Genomic DNA, 25,030 nt, shown 5'->3' with positions numbered 1-25,030 from the left:
CTATAAATATACCGCAAAAATCAATTTTTTGGTGTTGCACTTGCAACATAACGTGGGTTATAAGCGGGCTTGCTTTACCGCATGATGCCAACCGGCTATTTTTTCCACCGCATCCTCATGGGAAGCTTCCGGAGAAAAGGCACAGGAAACCTGCCAGTTGCGGCGGATTTCCGTCAAGTCCTTCCAATAGCCTACTGCCAGCCCTGCCAGATAAGCGGCACCAAGGGCAGTGGTTTCCAGTACAGAAGGGCGCAGAACGGGAACCCCGGTGATATCCGACTGGAATTGCAGCAGGAAGGTATTGGCTGCCGCGCCGCCGTCTACCCGCAGCTCCGCTAAGGGAATGCCTGCATCCTGTTCCATGGCGTGAAGCACATCATAGGTTTGATATGCCATGGATTCCACCGCCGCCCGGACGATGTGGCAGCGGTTTGCCCCGCGGGTCAGCCCCGTCAGGATGCCCCTTGCGTAAGGGTCCCAGTAGGGGGCACCCAGCCCAACAAAGGCGGGCACCAAATAAACCCCGCAGGTATCTTCGACTTCACGGCAGAGTCCTTCTGTTTCCCCTGCGGAGGAAATGAGTTTCAGTTCATCCCGCAGCCATTGGATGGCTGCCCCGGCTACGAAAATAGAGCCTTCCAACGCATAGGTGATTTTTCCGTCCAAGCCCCATGCGATGGTGGTGACCAGACCGTTTTTGGAGGAGACAGGCTTGTCCCCGGTATTCATCAGCAGAAAGCCACCTGTACCGTAGGTATTTTTGGCTGTGCCGGGGGAGAAGCAGGCTTGTCCGAACAATGCAGACTGCTGGTCCCCAGCTGCTCCTGCGATGGGGATAGCTGCCCCGAAGAGAAGGGGCAGGGTGCTGCCGAAAACGCCGCTGGAAGGGCGTACCTCCGGCAGGATGCTGGCGGGGATTTCCAATAACTCCAGCAGTTCCTTATCCCATTCCAAGGTGTGGATATTGAACAGCATGGTGCGGGAGGCATTGGAATAGTCGGTGGCGTGTACCTGCCCGCCGGTCAGGTTCCAGATGAGCCAGGTGTCGATAGTGCCGAAAAGCAGATTCCCGCTTTCTGCCAGTGCCTTGGCTTCCGGTACGTTCTGCAGGATCCAGCGGATCTTTGTGGCGGAAAAATAGGCGTCGATGAGCAGCCCGGTTTTTTCCCGAATCTTTTCTGTCCAGCCTGCTTCCTGCAGGGAATCGCAGTAAGGGGCTGTTCTTCTGCACTGCCATACGATAGCGTGGTAGACAGGCTTGCCGTTGCGCTTATCCCAAAGGATAGAGGTTTCCCTTTGGTTGGTGATGCCAATAGCGGCGATCTCCTCCGGGGAGATGCCCTGCTTTGCAATGGCTTGGCGAGCCACCTCCAGCTGTGTTTCCCAAATTTCCACAGCATCATGCTCTACCCAGCCGGGCTGGGGATAATATTGCTTGAATTCCTTTTGAGCAACGCTGTGCATCTGCCCGTTCTGGTCGAAGAGAATGGCACGGGAGCTGGTGGTGCCCTGGTCTAAGGAAAGGATATATTTCATGGCGGAGACCTCCTTTTTTTTACGCAAATCGTCATTGAAAATAGTATAGCAAAAAGGAAAAGCTCCCACAAGCGAACAGAAAATAAAGAACAAAAAGAAGCCCCCATAAAAGGGGCTTTTAGCTTATCGCATATAAGGGTTTGTTTTCCGTTCTGTTTCCAGGGTGGTGGCGGGGCCATGACCGGAATATACCTGATAATCACCGGGCAGAGCTGCCAGTTTTTTCAGGGACTGGATGATATCGTTCCAGTTGCCGGTGGGCAGGTCTGTTCTGCCGCAGGAGCCTTGGAACAGAGTATCCCCGCTGAAGATGGTACCCTTGCAGATATAGCAGAGGGAGCCTTCTGTGTGGCCGGGGGTTTCCAGTACTTCAAATTCCATATCGCCCACTTTTACCACATCGCCTTCCTTTACCTGCACATCGGGATGGATGATGATATCGCCGCAGCAGAAATGGGAACAGTTGATGCTGGGGTCTGTAAAGACACGCATTTCCTTGGCACCGCCAACGATGGTACAGCCGTAATGCTCTGCTACTTCGTTGACAGAGCCGGTGTGGTCATAATGCCCATGGGTCAGCAGGATATGGGTTACCTTCAGGTTATTTTTTTCAATATAAGCATACAGGGGGGCAGGATTGCCGTCGCAGTCGATGATGGCGGTGATGCCGTTGTCATCGGAAACAACATAGTTGTTCGTGCCGACGGAGCCTGCAGCGTAGCAAGCGATTTTCATGGGGGTTCCTCCTTGATTTATCCAGATTTCATTTTTTCAAATTATAACAATCCTGCGGGCAATTTGCAACAGAAAAGGAAGAGACATTGAAAAAGAGAACAGGTTGTGATAGCATGGATGGAAAGAAGGATGGAGTTTGAAAGAGGTGATTGACATGTGGTTTCTTTTTGCGTTGCTGTCATCGGTTTTTGCGGCGCTCACTTCGATTTTGGCAAAAATCGGCATCGACGGCGTGAATTCCAATTTGGCAACAGCCATCAGAACTGGGGTTGTATTGGTTATGGCATGGGGGATGGTATTTCTTACCAACACCCAGTCAGGTATTTCCGGAATCAGCAAAAAAAGCTGGCTGTTTTTGATTCTATCCGGACTGGCCACAGGGGCATCCTGGTTATGCTATTATAGGGCACTGCAAATTGGAGAGGCTTCAAAAGTGGTTCCTGTGGATAAGTTAAGTGTTGTCATTACATTGATTTTGGCTTTTTTGTTTTTGCATGAACCGTTTACCACGAAGTCTTTGATTGGCTGTGTTCTGATCGGGATCGGGACATTGGTCATGGTTTTATGAAGCCAGATCGAATCAAAAAAATGAAAGGACTCTGCCTGTAAAAGGCAGAGTCCTTTTTGTATAGTATGATTATTTATTTTTCAGATATTCATCGATAGCAGCAGCGGCTTTTTTCCCGGCACCCATCGCCAGAATAACGGTAGCCGCACCTGTAACAGCGTCACCGCCGGCATAAACGCCTTCTCTTGTAGTCTGGTTTGTTTCTTCGTTGACTACCAGACAGCCTTTGCGGTTGGTTTCCAGACCCTTTGTAGTGCTGCGGATCAGAGGGTTGGGGGAAGTACCGATGGACATAACTACTGTGTCAACATCGATCACATAGTTAGAACCTTCCACGGGCACAGGGCTTCTTCTGCCGCTGGCATCGGGTTCGCCCAGTTCCATTTTCAGGCATTCGATGCCGCAAACCTGACCCTTGCCGTCATCAATGATCTTTACGGGGTTTCTCAGCAGGTGGAATTCGATGCCTTCTTCTTTTGCGTGGTGGATTTCTTCCAGACGGGCAGGCATTTCTGCTTCGGAACGGCGGTAAACGATATAAACGTGTTCTGCACCCATACGTTTTGCACATCTGGCCGCGTCCATGGCAACGTTGCCGCCGCCGACAACGGCTACTGCTTTGCTGCTGCGGATAGGTGTATCATATTCGGACAGGTATGCTTTCATCAGGTTGATTCTTGTCAGGTATTCGTTGGCGGAATATACCCCTACCAGTGCTTCCCCGGGGATACCCATGAAGGAAGGCAGACCGGCACCAGTACCGACAAATACAGCATCAAAGCCCATATCATCGATGATTTCATCAATAGAAAGCACTTTGCCGATGACCATGTTTGTCATGATATTTACGCCCAGTGCAGACAGTTTGTCGATTTCTTTCTGTACGATGGCCTTGGGCAGACGGAATTCGGGAATACCGTAAACCAGTACGCCGCCAGCTTTATGGAAGGCTTCAAACATGGTTACTTCGTAGCCCTGTTTTGCCAGATCCCCTGCACAGGCCAGAGAGGAGGGGCCGGAGCCGACAACAGCTACCTTTTTACCGTTGGAAGCGGGTTTTTCGGGCATTTCATCACAGTTTTTCATATACCAGTCGGCAACGAAACGTTCCAGACGGCCAATGGCAACGGCTTCGCCTTTGATGCCGCGTACGCATTTGCTTTCGCACTGGCTTTCCTGAGGGCAAACACGACCGCACACTGCGGGCAGTGCATTTGTGGAAGTGATTACCTTATAAGCTGCCATGAAGTCGCCCTTTGCGACTTCTGCGATGAATTCGGGAATGCGTACATTGACAGGACAGCCGCTGACACAGGGTTTATGTTTACAGTTGAGGCATCTCTGTGCTTCTTCTACTGCCATTTCCGCAGTATAGCCCAGTGCTACCTCTTCAAAGTTTTTATTTCTCACATCAGGTGCCTGTTCGGGCATCTTGATTTTTTCCAGACTCATATTTGCCATGATACCGTACCTCCTTATTTGATCAGTTCATTTGCCAGCTTATCCATACGGCAGATGTGTGTTTCTGCCAGTTCCGCTTCTCTTGCTTTATAGATGGAGTTACGGTTCATCAGTTCATCGAAATCCACTTCGTGTCCGTCGAAGTCGGGGCCGTCTACGCAGGCGAATTTGATCTTGCCGCCAACGGTAACACGGCAGCCGCCGCACATGCCTGTACCATCGATCATGATAGGGTTCAGGGAAACGATGGTCTTGATGCCAAAGGGCTTTGTGGTCAGGCTGACAAATTTCATCATGGGGATAGGGCCGATGGCAATGACTGCATCGTAGTTGTTGCCTGCTTCGATCAGGGCTTTCAGTTTATCTGTAACGAAGCCTTTTTCCCCCTGAGAACCATCATCTGTCATCAGGTAGAAGTTGGTGGAAACGGCTTTCATTTCGTCTTCCAAGATTACGATGTCTTTGCTGCGGAAGCCTGCGATGACATCAACTTCCACACCCAGATTGTGCAGAGCTTTTGCCTGAGGATATGCAATGGCACAGCCTACGCCGCCGCCGACTACGGCAACCTTTTTCATGCCGTCATATTCTGTGGCAACGCCCAGAGGGCCAACAAAATCCTGAATGGAATCGCCGATTTCCTTGGCAGCCAGCAGTTTTGTGGAAAGGCCTACCTTCTGGAAAATGATGGTTACAGTGCCTTTTTCTCTGTCATAATCAGCGATAGTCAGGGGAACTCTTTCGCTGAATTCGTCTACACGGAAGATAATGAACTGACCCGCCTGTGCTTTTTTCGCTACAAAAGGCGCTTCAATCTCCAGAAGTGTGACCATGCTGTTGAGTTCTCTTTTATTTACGATACGAAACATGGGGATTCCTTCCTTTCTCTATTTCTCTCTATTGGTTTGCTTTTTCCGAAAGGGTTTCCTTCAGAAATATTTTTTGATAAAATACCCTTATGATTCTATAATCATATCATAAAAGCCAAATTGGTTAAAGACGGAAAAACGCCATTTTTCGCTGAAAAAGAAGAGAAAAGTTTATAGGAAACGAACAAGAATCGGGACATTTTTTGTCCCGCTTATATGACAAGGAGGAATCCGCCATGGAGGAGAAAAAATATACACTGGATGACTTGGTGCAGGTCATTAAAATTTTGCGGGGAGAAAACGGCTGCCCGTGGGACCGGGTGCAGACCCATGCATCCATCCGGCAGGATATGCTGGAGGAAGCTTATGAAGCGGCAGATGCCATTGATAAGGGCAATATGGAAAACCTTTGCGAAGAATTGGGCGATGTGCTGATGCAGGTGGTCTTTCATGCGGAAATCGAAGCGGAGAAGGGCGGCTTCACCATAGAAGATGTGATCCGTGGGATCTGTGAAAAGATGGTCTACAGACATCCCCATGTTTTTGGCAATGGGGAAGTGCAGGCGGATACGGCGGAACAGGTGCTGGTCAACTGGGAAGAACTGAAAAAGAAAGAAAAACATACAGAAACGCAAACAGAGGTCATGAAAGCTGTCCCCGATGCTTTGCCTGCGCTGATCCGTGCCAGAAAGGTACAGAAAAAAGCGGCAGATGTGGGATTCGATTTCTATGAAGCCGGCGGAGCCTTTGAAAAAGTGTATGAAGAAATTCATGAATTGGAGGAGGCTGTGAAGCTTCAGGATGGCACAGAAGAGGAGGAATTTGGGGATATTTTGTTCGCACTGGTGAATATCTCGCGCTTTTTGAAAATAAATCCTGAGTTTGCCTTGACAAAAGCCATTAAAAAGTTTATAAATAGATTTGAATATGTTGAGAAATCCGCCCTTTTGCAAGGGAAAGATCTTTCCGGCATGACACTGGAGGAAATGGATTTACTCTGGGAGGAAGCGAAAATGAAGCTTCGTCCGATGAAATCATAAATGAAAATATTAGGAGGCAAACACAAATGAACAAATCTGATCTGGTTGCAGCAATTGCAGAAAAAGCAGAAATGAGCAAAAAAGACGCAGAAAAAGCATTGAAAGCATTTGAAGATGTAGTGACAGAAGAACTGGCAGCAAATGGCAAAGTACAGCTGGTTGGCTTTGGTACATTCGATGTAGCGGAAAGAGCAGCCCGCGAAGGCAGAAACCCTCAGACAGGCGAAGCAATGCCTATTCCTGCTTCCAAAGCTCCCAGATTCAAAGCTGGTAAAGCTCTGAAAGATGCAATCAACAAATAATTTTTCCTAATGGAAACGAAAAGCACTCGGTCAGAGTGCTTTTTCTTTATAAAAAAGAGCGAGAAAAAGAGAGGAGTTCCTATGAGAGTTGATAAGTTCCTGAAGGTATCCCGTATCATTAAAAGACGTACGATCGCCAATGAAGCCTGCGACGCGGGCAGAGTCATGATCAATGGAAAGGTAGTCAAGGCCGGGGCGGAAGTGAAGATCGGGGATATCATTGAAATTCAGTTCGGCAATAATACGACGAAGATAGAAGTCCTTGACCTGAAGGAGTCCACGAAGAAAGAGGACGCCGCAGGGATGTACAAATCTGTTTAAGAAAACCGTGGGGCGCTGCCTCACACTCCGCAAGGGAAATGATTCCCCTTGACCCTCATTTGAACCAACAATTTTGAAAAATTTGTTGGTTCGTTCGTATGAAGTTTAGGTCAAGTCTTTTCAAAGGCTTGCGGGGGTTGGGGCAGAGCCCCAAGGTCTTGCTACCAAGAAAGGTCTTTTTTCTTTTCTGTCCGCATATCCTTGGAACAGAGGGGGCGTTTTTTATGGCAGAAGAGAAAAAAAGAATAAGCAGACATACATTGAATATGGAGGAGCGGGAAAAGGTGCGCATTGGCGGGGTGTTGGAAGTGCTGTCCTTTGATGAAGAAGGCATTATGATGGAGACGACCTGCGGTCTTTTGATGCTGAAAGGGGCGGGCATGCATATCGGCAAGCTGGATTTGGATGCGGGGGATGTGGTGATAGACGGCAGCATCGACAGCATCACTTATTCTGACGGCACGCTGGCAGAAAAACATTCTATTTTAGGCAAGCTGTTTCGATAAGGGGCGGGTGTTATGATCCTTTCATTACATGCACAGGCGAGCCTGTTTCTGCTGACCATTTTTATGGGCGGCGCCATGGGCTTGCTGTATGATGGGCTGCGGGTTTTCCGCCATGCCCTGCATCATAAGCCCTTTTGGGTACAGCTGGAGGATGGATTGTTTTGGTTGTTGGCGGTGTTTTTGGTGTTCAGTATTATGCTCCAAGCCAGTGCAGGGGAAATTCGCTTTTTTACTATCCTGGGGCTGTTCGGCGGCATGGGGCTTTATTTCCTGACCCTTAGCCGATTTGTTATTGCCGTCAGCGATCAGATCATTCGTTTGGTAAAATATACGGCAGGTCTTTTCTGGCGCATTGTTACCACGCCCTTTCGTCTGTTATATCTCCTTTTTCATCGTCCTCTGGAAAAATTTGGTCGGTTTTGCGGTAAACAACAGAAAAAACTATTGCAATCCTGTAAAATTTGTGTGAAAATGAAATTACATCATCTCCGACTGGATTGGAGAATGCTCCGCAGAAAATAAGAACATGGCAGGGAGTTTTTTTATGAAGCAGAAAAAAAGAACCAAAAAATCCAGAAAAGCATCCAGCCTTTTTTTGCGGGTGTTCTTGTTTGCATTTATTGTCGCAGTTTCTGTAGGCATTGGCAGGCAGTTTATCCATTATCAGGAATTGCAGGAGGAACTCACCATCGTTACGGCGGAGATTGAAAAAGAACAGCAAAAGCAGATGGAATTTGAAACCCGCAGGGAATATTACACCAGTGACAGCTATATTGAGCAGGTGGCACGGGAACAGCTGGGCATGGTGAAGCCAAACGAGATCCTCTACATCAACCGCAGCGAATAAGCAAATTTTTGTAATATTTTTGCGAAAAAGCCTTGACAAAATCTGAATGAAACGTTATACTGACTAAGTCAGCTTGTGGCGGAGTAGCTCAGTTGGCTAGAGCATGCGGTTCATACCCGCAGTGTCGGGGGTTCAAATCCCTCCTCCGCTACTCTACTACTTACTACTTAAGGCCCGTTGGTCAAGCGGTCAAGACGCGGCCCTCTCACGGCTGAAACAGGGGTTCGATTCCCCTACGGGTCATCCGTGGAATTTCAACTTGATACGTTAAAGATATGGAAGTTTAGCTTATGCCGTGCATTTCGCAGAAATGTAGCCCTCTAGGGTGGAGGAGAGCATTTGCCGGAATTGAATAGGTTAAAAACATGGAAGTTTAGCTCAGCTGGGAGAGCATCTGCCTTACAAGCAGAGGGTCACAGGTTCGAGCCCTGTAACTTCCATTTTTTATGCTCAAAAACAGGGCTCATCCGTTCGAGTCCCCCGAAGGTGGAATCACCTCCGAGACATTCCATTTTTTTATTTCTGAAACAAAAAACCACCTTTTGGGAAGGATACCCGAAGAGGTGGTTTTTTTATGATGGATGGGCTTCGGTTTTTGTGGATCATTTTTTGCTTTTTGCTTTCTTTTTGGAATGGGCTGCCCATTGCAGCTCTGTTTACCCTATGGGGAGATTTTTTTCTTCTTTTTACGGATATTTATACCATAGGAGTTTCCTTTTTTCTTTTTGTTCAGCTGGCATATCTCTGCAATCTGCAAGGGCGTGTTTTTCCTTGGCGGGCGTTGGTTTTTCTTCCTATGGGGATAGTTCTTTCATTGCTTTTTCTTGGAATTTTATATACAGTGTTGTTTTTTTGCCATTTTTTCTTGGCTCTTCAAAAAGAAAAGGCACAGCCTTCGGTTTCCCGAAAGCTGTACCTCTTAGGTCTTGTGTTATTTATCTGCTGCGATATTGCCGTGGCGTGGGGATATTTTTTCACGCCTATCCCTTGGCTGATCTGGCTTTTTTATGCCCCCAGCCAGCTTTTGCTGGCGCTGACTGCCAAGACTTACGCCCAGAAGGTGATGACCTGAGAAACAACGGTTTCCCCCTCATATAGGAAGGATTCCACTTCCTTGCCGCCTTCTGTATCTTTCAGAAAGGTCTTTACGGTCACAGTATCCCCCCGCAGGCATTCCTTGCGGTAAACGATGCGGATATCCTTCAATGCCATATCCTCATAGATTTCATCGGGGATATCATCCATGACCCATTCCAAATATTTCACATTATTGGCGTGACCATTGGTATCGGTATCCCGTCGGGTCACGATGATATCTCTGGTACAGATCAGTTCTCCGGAAGGGTCTTTAGGCATCAGAAATTTTTCTCCTTCAATGGCAGATTCCTGCCCGGCGTGGTATTTTTCTGCCATGCCCTCGGGTACATTCGTAGGTCTGCGCTTTGCCAGATCCATAAAGACCCAGCGGGAAACACCATCCAGCAGTTTGTTGCCTGCTTCATCAAAAACAAAAAAACTTCTGTTTGCCTGAAAACGGGCAAATTTATCATTCCATGTCTGCAAGGTGATTTTCTCACCGTATTTAGGCATACGATACAGCTTCAGATGCCAGTTCAAAACAGACCAGAACCAGTTATGTTCCAAAGTGTAATCGATGGTATAGCCCAATATATCAGAATGGGTGATAGCCATTTCCTGCAGACTGGAAAGCAGGGCAGCCGGAGTCATGCAGCTGTTGCTGTCAATCTGGAAAAAGCGAACCTTCCGTTCTTCTTCATATCCAATTCTATCCATGGTTTTCCTCCTTATAACATAGGCGAAATCAGCCTTGCGATGGATTCATGCACCCGGAACCACCATCTTCTGCGGTGATACCATTCCTTTGTGATCTCTACACAGGAGTGCAGGTCGTTCCTGAAATCATCTTCCAATATTTTTGTCATTTCTTCATCATACATAAATGCATTGACTTCAAAATTCAGATCAAAACTGCGGATATCCATATTTGCGGAACCCACAGAAGCCACTGTGCCGTCGATGGTCAATACCTTCGCATGGATAAAGCCTTTTTCATATTGATAAACCTTTACGCCGGCCTCCAGCAGTTCTCCCAAATAGGACATGCTGGCCCAATAAACGAAGAAATGATCGGGATTGCCGGGGATGATGATACGTACATCCAGCCCGGAAAGGGCAGCCACCCGCAATGCTTCGAAAATGCCGTCATCAGGCACAAAATAAGGGGTCGTCAGGTAGATATGGCTTTCCGCTTCGTTTATCATTTTAAAATAACCGTTTCGGATATTTTTCCATTGGGTATCGGGCCCGCTGGAAACGATCTGCGTCCGTATGCCGTCGAATTGCAGCCGTTTGGGGAAGTATTTCTCATTCAGCTGGATGATACCATTTTTGGCTGTGAAATTCCAGTCCTTGATAAAACGCATCTGCATCTGGTCGATGGCATCTCCCTGAAAGCGCAGATGCGTATCCCGCCAGGGGCCGTAGCGTTTCACGATCCCCAGGTATTCATCGCCTACATTAAAACCGCCGATATAGCCGATTTCCCCGTCGATGATGGCCAGCTTGCGGTGGTTGCGATAATTCAGCCGCACCACAAAGCGAGGCAGGAAAGCCGCTGTATAGCCCCCTGCAGCATGGAGCTTGTCGAAGAAATGCTTTGGCAGGCGGGAATTGCCGATGCCATCATATAAAACCCGGACCTCGACCCCTTCTGCGGCTTTTTTTGCCAGTTCTTCCGTCAGGCGGGTTCCCAGCCGGTCGCCCCGCCAAATATAATATTCCAGATGGATGAACTTTTTGGCATTGCGGATATCTTGCACCAGGGATTCAAATTTTTCTTTTCCGTTGTTCAAATATTCCACTTGGTTGTTGAAGGTCATCCAGTTGCCGCTGTTCAGATGGAGATGGGCAAGGTCGGTGACATAATCTGCTTCCACCAGTTTTCCTTTGTTTTCAATGAATTTCTTTTGCTGCTGCACCTTTTCCGCGGAATGAACATCATGGAAAAGATATTTATAGTAAACTTCCTGATCGTATTTTTCTTTTTCCCGAAACATTTTTTCTCGCTTGCTGTTTCTGCCGAAAATCATGTAGGCAATGAAGCCTAGGATTGGTATGAACAGCAGCACCAGAAGCCAGGCCCATGTGCTGGCGGGGTTTCTGCGTTCAAAGAATACGACAAGACCGGAAAGGATGACATTGATGATCAGAACAATCAGGGCAAACAGGGTGATCCCAAGAAATACACCATCCATAGATATCCTCCTTTCTCCGAAATTACGGTAACAAATCTATATTCTAGTAGTATACTATATCTTTCCAGTGGGTTGCAACTGCTCCTTTTATGAAAAAAATCGAAAAAAATCGAGATTTTCTCTTCCCTAAAGTGAAAATCGATGGTAAAATAGTAAGACCGTGAAAAATTACGGCAAAATGTTTATCATTTTGCGTGCTAGTGATAAAGGAGGAAATATTTTGAACGTTTCTGATATTATGATCATCGTCATCGTTGTTTTGGCGCTGCTTTGTGCAGGGATGTATTACCTGAACAAAAGAGGCATGAAGAAAATGATTCAGGCGCAGGATTTTATTGACCAGAACCGCACCACAGTGCAGATCTTCGTCATCGATAAGAGACAGGAAAAACCCTCTTCTTCCAATATGCCCAAGGCTGTTTTTGAACAGATGCCCAAGACGGCAAAGATGCGCAAAACAAACTTGGTGCGTGCTAAAGTAGGCCCGCAGATCGTTACATTGATGTGCGATAAGCCTGTTTATGAAGTAATCCCCGTAAAGAAAACCATAAAAGTGGATTTGGCTGGTATGTATATCGTGGGTATCACAGGGATGAATCTGGAAGATAAAAAGAAAAAGACTCTCTCTGAAAAAGTTGTGACAAGCGCAAACCGTACTATGAAAAAGCAGAGCGAAAAGAAAAAAGAAAAATAAGCAAAATAAGAAAAAATAAGCAAAGAAAAGCCCCTTCGATCGAAGGGGCTTTTTTTCGGCTATATTCGACTATAAAAGAAGAGGGGCGGCGTGGGGGGATTTGGAAAACCTGCGGTTTTTGTTCCTTATGTCTGTTGCCGTATATTTGCGTACGCTTATGTGCAATGCGGCAAATAAATTTCCTGCCTGACATATATTATTTTCCGGCTGCAAAAAAAGAGGCGACAGAGCAAAGCCCTGCCACCATGTTTTTTTAATAAAGCCAATGATGTCGCTTTGGAAAGATTTGGAGAATGGGTGTGTGCCTGCCGAAGCAGTTCCGCTTCCTTCCGCCGAATCACCGCCCTTTGGCACCGCCAACAGCAGACGAAAAGGAACAGCCGGCCGAGCAGCCACCCCTCTGCATCTCGCGAAGGAAATGTCTCTGTTTGATGAACAAAGGCTATATTAACGTAAAAATACAGGGTATATTATAGACAAATTTCGACGACTTGTCAATTAGAAAGAAATAGGTATTGATAAATTCGCCTATTGACCTGTATAATAGAAAAGATAGCTCCTGATGAGGAGTGTGGAAAACAATATTTGGAAGGAGAGATACCCATGAGATATGAAGGTACTGTTTACAGACCCCCCAGTGAAGCAGGCAGTCTGATCATCCAGCTGACCATTGGCTGTGCCAGAAATACCTGCACATTTTGCAATATGTATAAGGATAAAAAATTCCGCATCCGCCCCTTGGAAGAAGTGGTGGAGGATCTGGAAATGGCAAGAAAATACTATAGCCGCATTCAGGTGCGCCGTATTTTCCTGGCGGATGGGGATGCCCTGATCGTAAAGACAGAGGATCTGCTGTATATCATCGACAAATGTAAGGAGATTTTCCCTGAGGTGGAACGGATTTCCGTATATGGCGCCCCCAAGGATATCCTGCATAAAACGCCGGAAGAGCTGCGCCGTTTAAAGGAAGCAGGCTTGGATATGGTCTATATGGGCTTGGAATCTGGTGCGGATGAAGTGCTGAAATTTGTGAAAAAAGGCGTAACTTCCGATGAAATGATTGAAGCGGGTCAGAAAGTAAGAGCGGCCGGTATGATCGTTTCTATCACAGTTATTTCTGGTTTGGGCGGCAAAAAGCTCTGGAGAGAGCACGCCTTGGGCAGTGCCCGGGTCATTTCCGCTATCAAGCCTGAATATGTTGGTTTCCTGACACTGATGATCGAACCCGGTACAGAAATGTACGATCAGTATAACAGAGGGGAAATCGAATTGCTGACACCCCATGAAGTGTTGGATGAAACAGAACTGTTTATCCGCAGCGTGGATGCGGAAGGCACTGTGTTCCGTTCCAATCATGCCTCTAACTATATTCCTTTGGGCGGCACGCTGAACGGGGAAAGAGATAAGATTTTGGAGCAGATTGAAACGAGCAGACAGAGAAGCAAATTCCGCCCTGATGTTTTCAGAGGCATCTAAAGTTTTAAGGAGTATGGTAGTATGGCGTGGCTGGGTTTTGTCACATTGATAATAATATATTGGTGTCTTTTCCTGGTTGTGACCACGGGCCGATGGGGCTGGGGAATTTTGACAGGCTGGCTTTTGCCCATCCTTGCCATGGCCATCAGCTTTCAGGAAGGGATGCGGGTTAATGGGCTGATGGTGCTCATTTGCTTTATCTTGTTCCTGCTCTGCCGCAAAGGGCTGACAGAAATCCGCGGCTGGAATATCAAACAACGGAAAAGGCATCCGGTGTTGTTCTGCGTTTTGTATATTGTCATTTTCCTGCTGATGTTTTACAGTGTGGCGCAGGCGCAGATTCAGGGTTATATCCTGAATATTCAGGGCTGGGGCAGTGAAAATATGCCTTACCTGCGTATGCTGCTGACGATCCTTCCCCTGCTGGCGCTGAATTATTTTTATACAGAACAGGTCTATACAGGCATCGACCGGTTCAGACAGAAGAAATGGGAATTGATTTTGCTTTCCTGCCGCTGTTTCGTTTCCCATGAAAGCGGTGCGGAAAAGATTGCCAAACAGGGGCATTATCTGGAGGGCATCAATAATGGTGTGACTTACCATTTCCAGCTGACGAAGCGCACCTTCCAAATGCTGAAAAAAGAAAAGACTCTGCGGCTGCAGATTGGAACAGGTCTTTTCGGCGGTTTGTATATCACAGAATTGGAAAATCCCGATTTCTTCAAACGTGTCCGCCGTATGGATCGGAAATATGCCAAAGGCGGTATCTTTTTCTTCCTGCTGGTAGTGGCATTGGGTGTGTGGCTGTTCTGGTTCCGATGAATAAAAATTTTAGCCTTAGACGAAAGTCTAGGGCTTTTTTATTTTCATTCTTCATATCCTAAACAGAAGGGATGTGGCTGTATGAAAAAACTCCTTGGCGTGGTGCTTTTATATATCATATTGGCGGTACTGCTCCTGCCCCTTTTGGTGACGGCTCTTTGCGGTGGTTTTCGCAGGGAATTGCCCCAACAGGCGAAGGCTCTCTATGGCTTGGCAGACCTGGCCCCCTTGGATTCAGAGCTGGAGGAATACGTGGCAGGGGTGGTGGCGGCGGAAATGCCGGCGGCTTTTCCGGAGGAAGCCCTGAAAGCCCAGGCTGTTGCCGCTCGCACCTATCAGGTGCGGCAGATGCAGGCGGCAGGCAGCGATGCTGTCCTTTATGATGTGGGACAGGCTTATATCACCCCGGAGGAACAAAAGCAAAAATGGGGGGAGAATTATGCTTTTTATGCCGGGAAAATACGCAATGCTGTCCGTGCCACAGCGGGGGAGATCATGGTTTATGAAGGAGAACCCATTCTGGCGGCCTTCCATGCCCAAAGTGCGGGAAAGACGGAGGATGCGGAAAATGTCTGGAACAGTTCTGTGCCTTATCTGAAAAGCGTGGACAGCAGCGGGGACAGAAACGCTCCGGATAACGAAACAACAGTGACTTTTTCTGTAAAAGAGATTTCAGAGAAATTGGGATGCGAAGCCAAAGAAATTTCTGTTCTCGGCCGTACGGATGCCGGCTATGTGACGGAGGTACGGGCGGGGGGCAAGGTTTTTACGGGAAGAGAACTGAGGGAGGTTCTTGGGCTCCGCAGTACAAATTTTACGGTGGAAAAGAAAGGGGATATGTTTCTGTTTACCGTATTGGGCTATGGACATGGGGCTGGGATGAGCCAGTACGGTGCCGCTTTTTTCGCAGAAGAAGGCATGGAATATCATGAAATTTTGCGGCATTATTATACGGACATTGATTTTCGAAAGATTGCATAAAAGCTTTCCGGGCTGGCAACAATAGCATCGGAGGTGCTATTGACATGAAAAAGAACGAGGAAAAAACAGCCAGAAGGATGCAGACCATTGCAATCTGCGGTTGCCTGTGTCTGCTGGCAGTGGGGGCAGGGGTAACGTATCGTGCCCTGGACAGCAGGCCTGTGGAATCAGCGGATTTCGCAGAAGCGGAACAGCCTGTGACGGCGGTGCAGACCCCTGCCATCGATACAGCGCTCTTAAACCGGAACAAGCAGAGCGATGACCCCGGCGAAGCCCCCGATGCAGAGGAAAACACACCGGTAAAGCAGACAGAAGAAAAAACTGCGAAGCCTGTATTTGCTTACCCTGTGGAAGGGGAAATTCTGCTGCCCTATAGTATGGATCATGCTATTTATGACCCTACGTTGGATCAGTACCGAACCAATGCAAGCATCAGCCTGTCTGCGGAAGAGGGGACAGCGGTGAAAGCAGCGGCGGATGGTGTTGTAAAAGAAGTTAAAGAGGATACAGAATCGGGCATGACCATCGTGATCGAGCATGCGGAAAACTGGCTGACTACATACGGTCAGCTGGAAAAAACCGTAAAAGTGAAAGAAGGCGAATCCGTAAAACAGGGGCAGACCATTGGTTCTGTTGCTGCCCCTACAAAATATGGTGTGGCGCTGGGCAGTCATTTGGAATTTGCCATGGAACAGAATGGCGAACCAAAAGATCCTGCGGAAAATTTAAAGGAAAATTGACCGGGAAAGAAGTCTGGGGAAAAGAATTTCTGATCAGACTTCTTTTTCTTATGGAAAAAAGAAGTTTAAAAACCTGTTTTTTCTGAAAAATTGCTTTACGAAATTTCGGAAAGAGGATAAAATAATAGGACAAGGGTAATCCTATTTAGACAGGGGGTTGAAGTATGAAACGTTTGTCTATCGTAAAAGGTGATATCGTAAAAGCAAAAACGGATGCCATTGTCAATGCGGCCAATACGTCTCTTTTGGGCGGCGGCGGTGTGGATGGTGCCATTCATCGTGCCGCAGGGCCGGAGCTGCTGGCAGAATGTGAAACATTGCATGGCTGCCCCACTGGCGAGGCAAAGATTACAAAGGGCTATAAGCTGAAAGCAAAATATGTCATCCATACGCCCGGGCCCATCTGGCGGGGCGGCAAATGGGGAGAAGAGGAGCTTTTGGCAAACTGCTATAAAAATTCCCTTGCCCTGGCAAAGGAAAACGGCGTAAAATCTATTGCTTTCCCTTCCATCAGCACGGGGGTCTATCGTTTTCCCGTGGATCAGGCGGCAAGAATTGCTGTGGGAGAGATCCTCAATTTCCTGAAAAATGATGATTCCATAGAACAGATCGTCTTGGTCTGCTTTGATGACAGAACCAAAGAAGCTTATCTGGATGCTTTGGCGGAGCTGACAGCATAAAAAATCATACAAAAAAAATCGAATCTCGAACCAAAAAATGTTCGAGATTTTTTATTTATACAATCCTGTGTTTATTTTATGTAAACCAATATGCGATATAGCTATGAATTTCCCATTGTGGAAAAAGTGGAGAACTCCCCTGTTTTATCCACAATGGAAATGCCCAGAACACAAGTTTTCCACAAAGTTGTTCACATTATCCACAGTTTTCGTGGGGAAAAATTGTCGAAAAAAGAAGAATGGATGTATTTTTTTCAGTTTTCTGAAAAGCCCGAAAATTCGATGTTTTTAATTTTGAGAAAAATCCACAGAAATGAATAAATTGGATTATGGTAACTAAAAAATAAAAAACCAACAAAATTTTTTATTGGTATTGTAGCAAGAATTTTTCCGGAAATCCACGGATATTTTTTTCAAAAGAAAAAAGGAATTTGAAAAATTATGGAGAATAATAAGAGTAAACAGAAATAAACATCTGTGACAGAGAGAAAAAAGCTCTCACTTTATTTTTGAATCCAATCGGCTTAGCCGGTTCGATATATTTGACAGATCCTCCTTAAGAGATGAGAGGATCACGAAGGGAGTTGTTTTTATGCGTTACAACATTATTGGTAAGAACATTGATGTATGGGAAAAAACAAAAGAAATGGTTGAAAAGAAGATGGGGCGTATTGCAAAACTGTTCCCGGAGGATACAGAAGCGACCATCACACTGAGTTTGGAAAAACTGGTTTCTACAATTGAAGTAACCATTCCTATGAATAAAAGATATGTACGTGCCGAAGTGCAGGATCCGGATATGACAGCTGCTATGGATAAAGCTGTAGATATTCTGGAAGGCCAGGTAGTGCGTTATAAAAAACGGATGCGTACCAAAGTAAGAAGCGGCGCTGATGCTTATGCAGCAGAATATGCAGCAATTCTGGTTCCCGAGGAAGATTTGGATGATGAACCCATGGTGAAGATCGAAAAAGTAAAACATTTCGAAGTAAAGCCTATGGATGCGGAAGAAGCTGTTATGGAAATGGAACTGGTAGGGCATAGCTTCTTTGTATTCCGTAATGGGGAAACGGATGAAGTAAACGTTGTTTATAAGAGAAAGAACGGTACATACGGTCTGATCGAACCTGAATATTGATAAAAGGGAAAGATAGTTTCGGGAAGATATTCTGAAAAGTTGATTTGTGAAGCAGAGAAAGGAAGGGATGCGAAAGCATCCCTTTTTTAATGAAAAAAGCATGTTTGCTTTAATGGAATTTTAATCTTAAGTTCTTATCATAGAACATAATGTTAAAATAAGGAGGCGTTTATATGAAAAAAAGAGCGTTGGCGGCGTTGACTGTTCTGTGTGTTGCTTCTTCACAGACAGTCTTTGCAGCCACAACAGAAACAACGGTTTCCCTTTCTGATGATAAAATCCTGGTAAACGGAAAAGAGATCACAGAAGATGAAACCAGCAAAATTTATCTGGATTACAAAAACGAAACCCACAGCGATGTGCCGGAGGAACTGGCTGACTTGGAAAACAGAGTCATTACCATTACGGATGCAGGCACTTATATTTTCAGCGGCACGGCAACGGATGCCCAGATCGCCGTTCGGGCGGAAGACTCCGATGCGGTGCGTGTTGTTCTGAATGGGGTGGATCTTACCTGCCGTACCGCGGCGGCCATTCAGGTGTATTCCGGTTCTGACCCTAGAACAGAAGGGGAGTATGGTGTGACCATCGAAATCGCTGATGGCAGTGAAAATGTGGTGAATGGTTCCCATACAAAGAAGACCGATGAAGATGATATCAAACACGATGCAGCCATCAGCTCTAACATTTCTCTGGGCTTTGAAGGCAATGGTGATTTGACCGTCAATGGCGATATCGAAGGCATTGAAGTGAAATATGGCCACCTGACTTTTAACGGCGGCAATATCACCATTCATTCCAACGATGACCCCATCAATGGTTCTGAGGATGGTTATGCGGTAGTTACCATCAATGACGGCTATATTTTCAGCTCTGTCACCAGTGACCCTCAGTATGAAGGGGATGGTCTGGATTCCAATGGCTACATTAAAATCAACGGCGGCACAGCCATCAATCTGGCGCACCCTTACAGCATGGACAGCGGCATCGACTCTGACTGTGGTTCTTATATCAACGGTGGCGTCGTTGTCGGCGCGGGCAATATGTATGACCCCATTGAAGAGGATTCCGAACAGCTGTATATGCTGCTGCAGTTCTCTGAAAGTACAGACGACCTGCTGGTAGTGACAGATGTAAACGATGTCCCTGTATTTGCTTACGATTTCCCTTACAGCTATACCTACATCGCTTTCAGCACACCGGAACTGAAGGAAGGTACCTATCATGTTTATATGGGCGGCGAAATTGAAGGCGTAGAAAAGGATGGCCTGTATACAGAAATTACTTCCTACACAGGCGGCACACAGCTGCACCACGGCGGTGCTGTCACGACGACAAATGACCGTGGATTTGGCGGACAGAGACCCGAAGGGATGGAACGCCCCGATGGTATGCAGAAGGAACAGAAACCTGCGGATTTTGAAGAAATGATACGGGAAGAATTTGAAAGACGCGGCGAAGAAATGCCTGCAGATTTCATGGAAAAATTGGAAAAGGGAGAAATGCCCGAAGGACGGGAGCCCGGCGGTATGGGCGGCGGCCCCAGACAGATGGAATCCTCTTCCGATACGATCACAGAAGAATTCCGTTTGAGCAAAGACAGCAAAACCTTTACAAATGTTTCTTCTGTTATCAATCGTTCTGAGTTTACAGACGTGGCAAAAGATTCCTGGTATTATAATGCAGTAACTTCTGCTGCTTCCAAGGGTATCCTGACCGGCGCAACAGAAACAACCTTCGCACCCGCCTCCACCATGACCCGCGGCGAAGTGCTGGAAGCAATCTATGGGCTGGCTGGCAAACCTGCCGCAGGGGAAGCAACCTTCTCTGATATCGATGCAAGTGCTTCTTACTATGGGGCAGCGGCATGGGCAGAAAAGAACGGTATCCTGGCAAATATCGCGGAAGATAAGCTGGCCCCGGAAACAAAAGTGACCAGAGGAGAACTGGTACAGATGTTGTATAATTATCTGGGCGATGGAGCAGAGGGCAGAGTGCCGGCTGCTGCATATACAGATACAGATCAGCTGACAGGGGAAACTGCGGAATACGCCTTTGCATGGGCATTGGATGCAGGGGTGATCTCCAGCAATCAGAATAGCCTGCGCCCTGCTGTGTATGTGACAAAAGCAGAAGCGGCAACGATGCTGGTCAATGCAGGAAAATAAATACAAAAATACAAAGAAAAAAGGTACTCAGAAATGAGTACCTTTTTTGCGTCAGATGGATTTCTTTTCCCAAGGCTTCAGACGATAGAAGCTGAAGGAAAGGAGACAGGACAAAGACCAGCCGAAGGGCCATGCCATCCAGATGCCCGTTGCACCAAAGCCAAGGCCTTTTGCGAAAACAAAGGCGAGGGCAACACGCAGCAGCAGGTCGGTAAAGGTGGTAGTCATGAAATAAAGCATGGCACTGCCACCCCGCAGGACGCCATCGCACATGACTTTGATAGTCACTACAAAATAGAAGGGTGTTACGATATGCAGGAAGGCGATACCCGCTTGAATGGCTGCCTGGCTTTCCGCTTTCATGAACAGACCCATGGCCCCATGGCTGCCAAAGAAATAGAACAGGAAGAACGGCACACAGACCAGAACCCCTAACAAAGCCCCGGCACGGAACCCTTCTCCCACACGCTCTTTTTTTCCGGCGCCCAGATTTTGTGCGGTAAAGGAGGAGAGCCCGTTGGAAAGGGTCGTCATGCAGGTAACCGCAAAGGTGTTCAGCTTGATGGCGGCGGAATAGCCGGCAATGACGGCGGAGCCGAAGCTGTTGACCAACGACTGGACGAACAGATTTCCGACAGAAACAAAGCATTGCTGCAAAATGCTGGGAATGGCCACAATGGCGATTTGTTTCAGCATGTCAGCGGAGAATTTTTTATAAGGCTCTTTGGTCTGCAACTGTTTCAGGCGATGGAGCAGGGCGATGAGAGCCAGGATGGAAGCGACTCCCTGGGCTGTGAAGGTGGCCCATGCTACGCCGGCTACGCCCATTTGCAGAATCACTACAAAGAAGATATCCAGCGCGATATTTGCCACGGAGGAGCCGATCAGAAAATACAGCGGCGTGCGGCTGTCCCCCAGGGAAGTAAAGATACCGGTGCAGATATTATAAAGAAACAGGAATAAAAAGCCCAATATGTAAATTCTCAGATACAGCGACGCATCGGAAAAAACATTTTCGGGGGTCTGGATCAGGGAAAGGAGCCCATTTCCCAGAAGAAGCCCCAGAGCGGTCATGATAATGCTGACGCCGATGCAGGCAAAAAAGATGGTGCAGACCGCCGTCTTTAACTTGCCATATTGCTTGCCGCCAAAGAGGCGGGAAACTACAACAGCACAGCCGATATTGCTGCCCATTGCTACTGCCATGAAGATCATCGTGATAGGATAGGAAGCACCTACGGCGGCCAAAGCATCTTCCCCAATAAACCGCCCCGCAATGATACTGTCAGCAATATTATACATCTGCTGGAAGATCACGCTTAAAAGCATGGGGATGGAAAAGGCCCACAGCATTTTTCGGCTGTTCCCTTGTGTCAGATCTGTAATCAATTTGGTCATCTCCTTAGTAAATCAAACTTATCTTTTGTTACACAGCCAGTATACTCCTTTCTTTTCAGAAAAGTAAGCAAAATGCAAGAGAAATTTTGGAAAGTGTTCCCCTCGCCAAAGGATAAGGTTTATGATATCATGTAAGACAGTGAAAAAGTATGATTTTTATTTTAAAGGAGCTTATAAAATGGCAAAATTATATTTTAGATATGGCGTTATGGGCAGTTCCAAATCTGCACAGGCACTGATTACAAAATTCAATTACGAAGAACAGGGGATGCGGGTCTGGCTCATCAAACCTGCGGCAGATACCCGCTACGGGGAGGAACTGGTGCATTCCCGCATTGGGCTGGAACAGCCGGCAGACAGCATTTCGGAGGATATGGATCTGTATCAGATTTTTCGGGACAGAGAACGGGAGTTTTATGATGTCATCATTGCCGATGAAGCCCAGTTTCTGACCCCTGCCCATGTGGAACAGCTGAGGGATATTGTGGATCACTATAATGTGCCCGTATTTTGTTTTGGGCTCAGAACGGATTTTCGTACCAAGCTGTTCCCCGGCAGTGCAAGGCTATTTGAATTGGCGGATTCCATTTCTGAATTAAAGACCGTCTGCACCTGCGGCGGCAAGGCAACGGTAAATGCCCGCATCGATGCTGTGGGAAATATCATCACCGAAGGGGAACAATTCTTCCTGGGAGGCAATGAAAGCTATCGCCCCATGTGCTATAAATGCTGGAAAAAAGCGCAGGAAAAGGAGACAGAGGAATGACAGACAGAGAGATTCTTGATTTTCTGCACATCGCGGAGCATTTAAAAGATCAAACCAGACATTGCTGCTCCAGCAAAAGACGGCCGGAAAGCGTGGCGGAACATAGCTGGCGGGTTTCGCTGATGGCCATGCTTTTGGAGGATGAGATAGAGAATGTGGATTTTGATAAGATCATCCGCATGTGTATCATCCACGATTTGGGGGAGGCCATTACCGGCGATATCCCCTCTTTCTGGAAAACGAAAGCCGATTCTGACCATGAGGATAATGTGATTTTTCAGTTGATGGATACCCTGCCGGAACCCCAGCGCAGCCGTTTTGGGGCATTGTTTGAAGAAATGCACGCACAGGAAACCAGAGAAGCAAAGATTTATAAAGCATTGGATAAAATGGAGGCTGTCATCCAGCACAATGAATCCCCACTGGATACCTGGCTGCCCTTGGAATATGAACTGAACCAGACCTACGGGATGGAAAATGCCAAATGCGAGCCCCGTCTGGAAAGTCTGCGGCGGCTGGCAGCTTTAGATACGCTGGAAAAATTGAAAAAGGGTGAATAACTCTTTCCGGAAAGAAAAAGATAGAACAAAAGAAATTTGCTTTCAATGCATCCCGGGAGGGATATGTTATGCGAAAAAAATGGAATATGAAGAAACTGCAGCTTTCCAATGTGCAGATTGTCGCATTAGGCTTTGGCTTAGTTATCCTGCTGGGAACCCTCTTACTTTTGCTGCCGTTTGCTTCGAAAGTACCCACCACCTTCACAGAAGCCTTTTTTACGGCTGTTTCCGCCACCTGTGTAACAGGGTTGGTATTGGTGGATACCGCGACCCATTGGTCGCTGTTTGGGCAAATCGTGATTCTATTGCTGATTCAGATCGGCGGGCTGGGGTTTATGACCATCGCCCTGCGCTTCATGCTGTTGCTGCGGCGGCGGGTGGGGCTGCGGTATCGGGAAGTGATGGTGGACAGTATCAATTCCACCCGGCTGGGCGGTATTTTGAATTTGACAAAGGAAATTGTGGCAGGCACCGTGTTTTTTGAAGGCGTCGGCGCTATCTTGCTTTCTTTGCGGTTTATTCCGGAGTATGGCTTTGCGAAAGGGGTATATTTTGGTGTGTTCCATGCCATTTCCGCTTTTTGCAACGGCGGCTTCGACCTGATGGGGGAGAAGGGAGAATTTTCTTCTTTGGTCTGGTATAGTGATGACCTGCTTGTGAATCTCACCATTATGGCTCTGATTATCATTGGCGGAGCAGGATTTTTGGTTTGGGATGATATTTACCGGAAGAAAAGAGACTGGCGGCGATATCATCTGCAGACCAAAGTAGTTCTGGCTGTCAGCGGCATTTTGCTCTTTGGCGGCGGGGCGGCATTTTTGCTGTTGGAATGGAATAATCTGGGAGCGGATATGCCCTTTGGCGAAAAGGTGCTGACAGCTCTGTTTCAATCCTGTACGGCAAGAACGGCAGGCTTCAATACCATAGACACAGGAGCCCTGAGCGAGGGCAGCAAGATCCTGACCATGTTTCTGATGTTTATCGGCGGCAGCCCTGGTTCTACGGCGGGGGGCATCAAGACCACGACCATCGCTGTATTGCTGCTGTATACCTTTGCCTCTGTGCGGCATGAACAGGAGGCTCATTTTTTTGGGCGCAGCCTGGAGGCAGATGTGCTGCAAAAAGCAGTGACAGTATTTCTGTTCAATTTGCTTTTTGTGTTTGTGGGGACATTGCTGATATGTGGATTCCAGCCGGAAATCACGGCAACAGATATCTTTTTTGAAACCTTCTCTGCCATGGGAACGGTGGGCATGTCCACGGGAATCACCAGGGCACTGCGCCCCATTTCCAGATATATCATCATCTTTTTGATGTATTGCGGCAGGGTGGGCAGTGTATCCTTTGCCATTGCAGTGCTGGAAAAGAAAGCAAGACCCCCTGTGACTTTCCCAAAAGAAAAGATAACCATTGGATAATGAGATGAGGTGAAAAAATGAAATCATTTTTAATCATAGGCATGGGCTCTTTTGGGCATCATCTGTGCCGCTGTCTGGCCCGTCAGAAATGTGAGATCATGGTGGTGGATAAGACAGGAGAAGCTATTGAGGATATGCTTTCTTTGGTGGTCAGTGCTAAAATCGGTGACTGTACTAAGCCGGAGGTACTGGAATCTTTTGGTGTGGAAAGCTTTGATACCTGTTTTGTCTGTATGGGTTCCAATTTTCAGAATAGCCTGCAGATCACCAGTATGCTGAAAGAAATGGGAGCGAAGCGGGTGCTGAGCAAGGCTGATGAGGATATCCATGCCAAGTTCCTTCTGCGCAATGGGGCGGATGCGATCATCTATCCGGAAAAGCATATTGCGGAACGGATTGCCATTGAGGAAGCTTCCGACAGTATTTTTGAATGTCTCGATCTGGGGGAAGGATATTATATCATGGAGATTGCCCCCAGAAAGGAATGGCTCGGGAAGAGCATCAAAGAACTGAAATTCCGCAATGTGTATCATCTGAATATTATGGCGGTCAAGAAGGAAGATGCCATCACGATGATGCCGGATCTGGATTATGTATTTTGTGAAGAAGAGCATATTCTGGTGTTGGGAATGGAAGAAGATATTTTAAAAGCTGCGGAAAAATAAGGTAAGGATGAAACAAAATGCTGATTTTTCCGTCTGAAAGGCGAGGAATTTCAGGGTTTTTGTT

27 protein-coding genes and 3 tRNA genes are annotated in these 25,030 nt (G+C 47.1%); 23 read left to right on the top strand and 7 right to left on the bottom strand.

Features of this window, described 5'->3' with window-relative positions; genetic code table 11:
* Positions 1-57: 57 nt before the first annotated feature.
* Together glpK and ACI39P_RS01990 are read right to left on the bottom strand one after the other, a co-directional pair.
* Positions 58-1,536, bottom strand: coding sequence for a glycerol kinase GlpK (gene glpK / locus ACI39P_RS01995; protein ID WP_439719040.1), 1,479 nt, complete (start codon positions 1,534-1,536; stop codon positions 58-60).
* 123 nt (positions 1,537-1,659) lie between these two features.
* Positions 1,660-2,271: an MBL fold metallo-hydrolase gene (locus ACI39P_RS01990; protein ID WP_439719039.1), complete on the bottom strand. Its 612-nt coding sequence runs from the start codon at positions 2,269-2,271 to the stop codon at positions 1,660-1,662.
* A 154-nt stretch (positions 2,272-2,425) separates the two neighbouring features.
* Here ACI39P_RS01990 and ACI39P_RS01985 point away from each other — a divergent pair, with 154 nt between their 5' ends.
* The gene (locus tag ACI39P_RS01985) at positions 2,426-2,839 is read left to right on the top strand and encodes an EamA family transporter (protein WP_439719066.1); all 414 of its coding nucleotides are present in this window, start codon (positions 2,426-2,428) and stop codon (positions 2,837-2,839) included.
* A gap of 69 nt (positions 2,840-2,908) precedes the next feature.
* Here ACI39P_RS01985 and gltA read toward each other — a convergent pair whose 3' ends face one another.
* Positions 2,909-4,300, bottom strand: a complete 1,392-nt coding sequence (gltA, locus tag ACI39P_RS01980; RefSeq protein WP_439719038.1) for an NADPH-dependent glutamate synthase — start codon at positions 4,298-4,300, stop codon at positions 2,909-2,911.
* A 14-nt stretch (positions 4,301-4,314) separates the two neighbouring features.
* Positions 4,315-5,169, bottom strand: coding sequence for a sulfide/dihydroorotate dehydrogenase-like FAD/NAD-binding protein (locus ACI39P_RS01975; protein ID WP_439719037.1), 855 nt, complete (start codon positions 5,167-5,169; stop codon positions 4,315-4,317).
* A 236-nt stretch (positions 5,170-5,405) separates the two neighbouring features.
* Between ACI39P_RS01975 and mazG the strand changes: the two genes are divergently transcribed.
* The 10 genes from mazG to ACI39P_RS01925 all read left to right on the top strand — a co-directional run bounded on the left by mazG (position 5,406) and on the right by ACI39P_RS01925 (position 9,257).
* Entirely contained in the window at positions 5,406-6,209 is an 804-nt protein-coding gene (gene mazG / locus ACI39P_RS01970) for a nucleoside triphosphate pyrophosphohydrolase (RefSeq protein ID WP_439719036.1), read from the top strand.
* An 8-nt stretch (positions 6,210-6,217) separates the two neighbouring features.
* Positions 6,218-6,511: an HU family DNA-binding protein gene (locus ACI39P_RS01965; RefSeq protein ID WP_320792334.1), complete on the top strand. Its 294-nt coding sequence runs from the start codon at positions 6,218-6,220 to the stop codon at positions 6,509-6,511.
* An 81-nt stretch (positions 6,512-6,592) separates the two neighbouring features.
* Positions 6,593-6,832, top strand: a complete 240-nt coding sequence (locus ACI39P_RS01960; RefSeq protein ID WP_439719035.1) for a S4 domain-containing protein — start codon at positions 6,593-6,595, stop codon at positions 6,830-6,832.
* Between the two features lie 224 nt (positions 6,833-7,056).
* A complete protein-coding gene (gene yabP / locus ACI39P_RS01955; protein ID WP_439719034.1) occupies positions 7,057-7,338 on the top strand; it encodes a sporulation protein YabP in 282 nt (93 codons plus the stop codon).
* Between the two features lie 12 nt (positions 7,339-7,350).
* Positions 7,351-7,860: a spore cortex biosynthesis protein YabQ gene (gene yabQ / locus ACI39P_RS01950; protein ID WP_439719033.1), complete on the top strand. Its 510-nt coding sequence runs from the start codon at positions 7,351-7,353 to the stop codon at positions 7,858-7,860.
* 22 nt (positions 7,861-7,882) lie between these two features.
* On the top strand, positions 7,883-8,185 hold the full coding sequence (locus ACI39P_RS01945) for a septum formation initiator family protein (RefSeq protein ID WP_439719032.1): 303 nt from the start codon (positions 7,883-7,885) through the stop codon (positions 8,183-8,185).
* A 77-nt stretch (positions 8,186-8,262) separates the two neighbouring features.
* A tRNA-Met gene (locus ACI39P_RS01940) sits at positions 8,263-8,336 on the top strand.
* A gap of 20 nt (positions 8,337-8,356) precedes the next feature.
* A tRNA-Glu gene (locus ACI39P_RS01935) sits at positions 8,357-8,428 on the top strand.
* Between the two features lie 124 nt (positions 8,429-8,552).
* Positions 8,553-8,625: transfer RNA gene (locus ACI39P_RS01930), tRNA-Val, on the top strand.
* A 134-nt stretch (positions 8,626-8,759) separates the two neighbouring features.
* Entirely contained in the window at positions 8,760-9,257 is a 498-nt protein-coding gene (locus ACI39P_RS01925) for a lysoplasmalogenase family protein (RefSeq protein WP_439719031.1), read from the top strand.
* Here ACI39P_RS01925 and ACI39P_RS01920 read toward each other — a convergent pair.
* Positions 9,233-9,979 carry an acyl-[acyl-carrier-protein] thioesterase gene (locus ACI39P_RS01920; protein WP_439719030.1) on the bottom strand — a complete coding sequence of 249 codons (747 nt, stop codon included), beginning with the start codon at positions 9,977-9,979 and terminating at the stop codon, positions 9,233-9,235. The two genes, ACI39P_RS01925 and ACI39P_RS01920, sit on opposite strands and share 25 nt — an antisense overlap.
* 11 nt (positions 9,980-9,990) lie before the next feature.
* Positions 9,991-11,460, bottom strand: a complete 1,470-nt coding sequence (cls, locus tag ACI39P_RS01915; protein WP_439719029.1) for a cardiolipin synthase — start codon at positions 11,458-11,460, stop codon at positions 9,991-9,993.
* Positions 11,461-11,680: 220 nt separating this feature from the next.
* Between cls and ACI39P_RS01910 the strand changes: the two genes are divergently transcribed.
* The 8 genes from ACI39P_RS01910 (at position 11,681) to ACI39P_RS01875 (ending at position 20,159) form a co-directional block, all read left to right on the top strand.
* On the top strand, positions 11,681-12,154 hold the full coding sequence (locus ACI39P_RS01910; RefSeq protein ID WP_439719028.1) for a hypothetical protein: 474 nt from the start codon (positions 11,681-11,683) through the stop codon (positions 12,152-12,154).
* A 603-nt stretch (positions 12,155-12,757) separates the two neighbouring features.
* Positions 12,758-13,630, top strand: coding sequence for a radical SAM protein (locus tag ACI39P_RS01905; protein WP_439719027.1), 873 nt, complete (start codon positions 12,758-12,760; stop codon positions 13,628-13,630).
* Positions 13,631-13,651: 21 nt separating this feature from the next.
* A complete protein-coding gene (locus tag ACI39P_RS01900) occupies positions 13,652-14,452 on the top strand; it encodes a hypothetical protein (RefSeq protein ID WP_439719026.1) in 801 nt (266 codons plus the stop codon).
* 81 nt (positions 14,453-14,533) lie between these two features.
* The gene (spoIID, locus tag ACI39P_RS01895; RefSeq protein WP_439719025.1) at positions 14,534-15,433 is read left to right on the top strand and encodes a stage II sporulation protein D; all 900 of its coding nucleotides are present in this window, start codon (positions 14,534-14,536) and stop codon (positions 15,431-15,433) included.
* A gap of 44 nt (positions 15,434-15,477) precedes the next feature.
* Positions 15,478-16,173, top strand: coding sequence for a peptidoglycan DD-metalloendopeptidase family protein (locus ACI39P_RS01890; RefSeq protein WP_439719024.1), 696 nt, complete (start codon positions 15,478-15,480; stop codon positions 16,171-16,173).
* Positions 16,174-16,337: 164 nt separating this feature from the next.
* Positions 16,338-16,853 carry an O-acetyl-ADP-ribose deacetylase gene (locus ACI39P_RS01885; protein ID WP_439719023.1) on the top strand — a complete coding sequence of 172 codons (516 nt, stop codon included), beginning with the start codon at positions 16,338-16,340 and terminating at the stop codon, positions 16,851-16,853.
* A gap of 592 nt (positions 16,854-17,445) precedes the next feature.
* Positions 17,446-17,991: a ribosome hibernation-promoting factor, HPF/YfiA family gene (gene hpf, locus ACI39P_RS01880; protein WP_439719022.1), complete on the top strand. Its 546-nt coding sequence runs from the start codon at positions 17,446-17,448 to the stop codon at positions 17,989-17,991.
* A 173-nt stretch (positions 17,992-18,164) separates the two neighbouring features.
* Complete coding sequence (locus tag ACI39P_RS01875; RefSeq protein ID WP_439719021.1) at positions 18,165-20,159, top strand: carbohydrate-binding domain-containing protein; 1,995 nt, start codon at positions 18,165-18,167, stop codon at positions 20,157-20,159.
* Between the two features lie 51 nt (positions 20,160-20,210).
* Here the strand turns inward: ACI39P_RS01875 and ACI39P_RS01870 are convergent, their stop codons facing one another.
* Entirely contained in the window at positions 20,211-21,548 is a 1,338-nt protein-coding gene (locus ACI39P_RS01870) for an MATE family efflux transporter (RefSeq protein ID WP_439719020.1), read from the bottom strand.
* 187 nt (positions 21,549-21,735) lie between these two features.
* Between ACI39P_RS01870 and ACI39P_RS01865 the strand changes: the two genes are divergently transcribed.
* The 4 genes from ACI39P_RS01865 (at position 21,736) to ACI39P_RS01850 (ending at position 24,966) form a co-directional block, all read left to right on the top strand.
* Positions 21,736-22,323, top strand: a complete 588-nt coding sequence (locus ACI39P_RS01865) for a thymidine kinase (RefSeq protein WP_439719019.1) — start codon at positions 21,736-21,738, stop codon at positions 22,321-22,323.
* Positions 22,320-22,883 carry an HD domain-containing protein gene (locus ACI39P_RS01860; RefSeq protein WP_439719018.1) on the top strand — a complete coding sequence of 188 codons (564 nt, stop codon included), beginning with the start codon at positions 22,320-22,322 and terminating at the stop codon, positions 22,881-22,883. Before ACI39P_RS01865 ends, ACI39P_RS01860 begins: the two co-directional genes overlap by 4 nt.
* Before the next feature lie 68 nt (positions 22,884-22,951).
* Positions 22,952-24,301 (top strand): TrkH family potassium uptake protein, encoded by a 1,350-nt coding sequence (locus tag ACI39P_RS01855; RefSeq protein WP_439719017.1) that lies wholly within the window; start codon positions 22,952-22,954, stop codon positions 24,299-24,301.
* Positions 24,302-24,318: 17 nt separating this feature from the next.
* Positions 24,319-24,966, top strand: a complete 648-nt coding sequence (locus tag ACI39P_RS01850) for an NAD-binding protein (RefSeq protein ID WP_439719016.1) — start codon at positions 24,319-24,321, stop codon at positions 24,964-24,966.
* The last annotated feature ends 64 nt before the right edge of the window (positions 24,967-25,030 follow it).

This window comes from Anaerotignum sp. (genome assembly GCF_051877975.1).
In the GTDB taxonomy this organism is placed as follows: Bacteria; Bacillota; Clostridia; order Lachnospirales; family Anaerotignaceae; genus Anaerotignum_A.
This window is presented reverse-complemented; position numbering and strand designations above follow the sequence as displayed.

Excerpts from the sequence above, each read along its gene's own strand:
- ACI39P_RS01920 (WP_439719030.1), bottom strand. The coding sequence starts at position 9,979 with ATGGATAGAATTGGATATGAAGAAGAACGGAAGGTTCGCTTTTTCCAG.
- yabQ (WP_439719033.1), top strand. The coding sequence starts at position 7,351 with ATGATCCTTTCATTACATGCACAGGCGAGCCTGTTTCTGCTGACCATT.
- ACI39P_RS01860 (WP_439719018.1), top strand. The coding sequence starts at position 22,320 with ATGACAGACAGAGAGATTCTTGATTTTCTGCACATCGCGGAGCATTTA.
- gltA (WP_439719038.1), bottom strand. The coding sequence starts at position 4,300 with ATGGCAAATATGAGTCTGGAAAAAATCAAGATGCCCGAACAGGCACCT.
- ACI39P_RS01865 (WP_439719019.1), top strand. The coding sequence starts at position 21,736 with ATGGCAAAATTATATTTTAGATATGGCGTTATGGGCAGTTCCAAATCT.
- ACI39P_RS01975 (WP_439719037.1), bottom strand. The coding sequence starts at position 5,169 with ATGTTTCGTATCGTAAATAAAAGAGAACTCAACAGCATGGTCACACTT.
- ACI39P_RS01890 (WP_439719024.1), top strand. The coding sequence starts at position 15,478 with ATGAAAAAGAACGAGGAAAAAACAGCCAGAAGGATGCAGACCATTGCA.
- ACI39P_RS01990 (WP_439719039.1), bottom strand. The coding sequence starts at position 2,271 with ATGAAAATCGCTTGCTACGCTGCAGGCTCCGTCGGCACGAACAACTAT.
- hpf (WP_439719022.1), top strand. The coding sequence starts at position 17,446 with ATGCGTTACAACATTATTGGTAAGAACATTGATGTATGGGAAAAAACA.
- ACI39P_RS01985 (WP_439719066.1), top strand. The coding sequence starts at position 2,426 with ATGTGGTTTCTTTTTGCGTTGCTGTCATCGGTTTTTGCGGCGCTCACT.
- ACI39P_RS01885 (WP_439719023.1), top strand. The coding sequence starts at position 16,338 with ATGAAACGTTTGTCTATCGTAAAAGGTGATATCGTAAAAGCAAAAACG.
- ACI39P_RS01850 (WP_439719016.1), top strand. The coding sequence starts at position 24,319 with ATGAAATCATTTTTAATCATAGGCATGGGCTCTTTTGGGCATCATCTG.
- cls (WP_439719029.1), bottom strand. The coding sequence starts at position 11,460 with ATGGATGGTGTATTTCTTGGGATCACCCTGTTTGCCCTGATTGTTCTG.
- spoIID (WP_439719025.1), top strand. The coding sequence starts at position 14,534 with ATGAAAAAACTCCTTGGCGTGGTGCTTTTATATATCATATTGGCGGTA.
- ACI39P_RS01925 (WP_439719031.1), top strand. The coding sequence starts at position 8,760 with ATGATGGATGGGCTTCGGTTTTTGTGGATCATTTTTTGCTTTTTGCTT.
- ACI39P_RS01960 (WP_439719035.1), top strand. The coding sequence starts at position 6,593 with ATGAGAGTTGATAAGTTCCTGAAGGTATCCCGTATCATTAAAAGACGT.
- glpK (WP_439719040.1), bottom strand. The coding sequence starts at position 1,536 with ATGAAATATATCCTTTCCTTAGACCAGGGCACCACCAGCTCCCGTGCC.
- yabP (WP_439719034.1), top strand. The coding sequence starts at position 7,057 with ATGGCAGAAGAGAAAAAAAGAATAAGCAGACATACATTGAATATGGAG.
- mazG (WP_439719036.1), top strand. The coding sequence starts at position 5,406 with ATGGAGGAGAAAAAATATACACTGGATGACTTGGTGCAGGTCATTAAA.
- ACI39P_RS01900 (WP_439719026.1), top strand. The coding sequence starts at position 13,652 with ATGGCGTGGCTGGGTTTTGTCACATTGATAATAATATATTGGTGTCTT.
- ACI39P_RS01855 (WP_439719017.1), top strand. The coding sequence starts at position 22,952 with ATGCGAAAAAAATGGAATATGAAGAAACTGCAGCTTTCCAATGTGCAG.
- ACI39P_RS01875 (WP_439719021.1), top strand. The coding sequence starts at position 18,165 with ATGAAAAAAAGAGCGTTGGCGGCGTTGACTGTTCTGTGTGTTGCTTCT.
- ACI39P_RS01905 (WP_439719027.1), top strand. The coding sequence starts at position 12,758 with ATGAGATATGAAGGTACTGTTTACAGACCCCCCAGTGAAGCAGGCAGT.
- ACI39P_RS01945 (WP_439719032.1), top strand. The coding sequence starts at position 7,883 with ATGAAGCAGAAAAAAAGAACCAAAAAATCCAGAAAAGCATCCAGCCTT.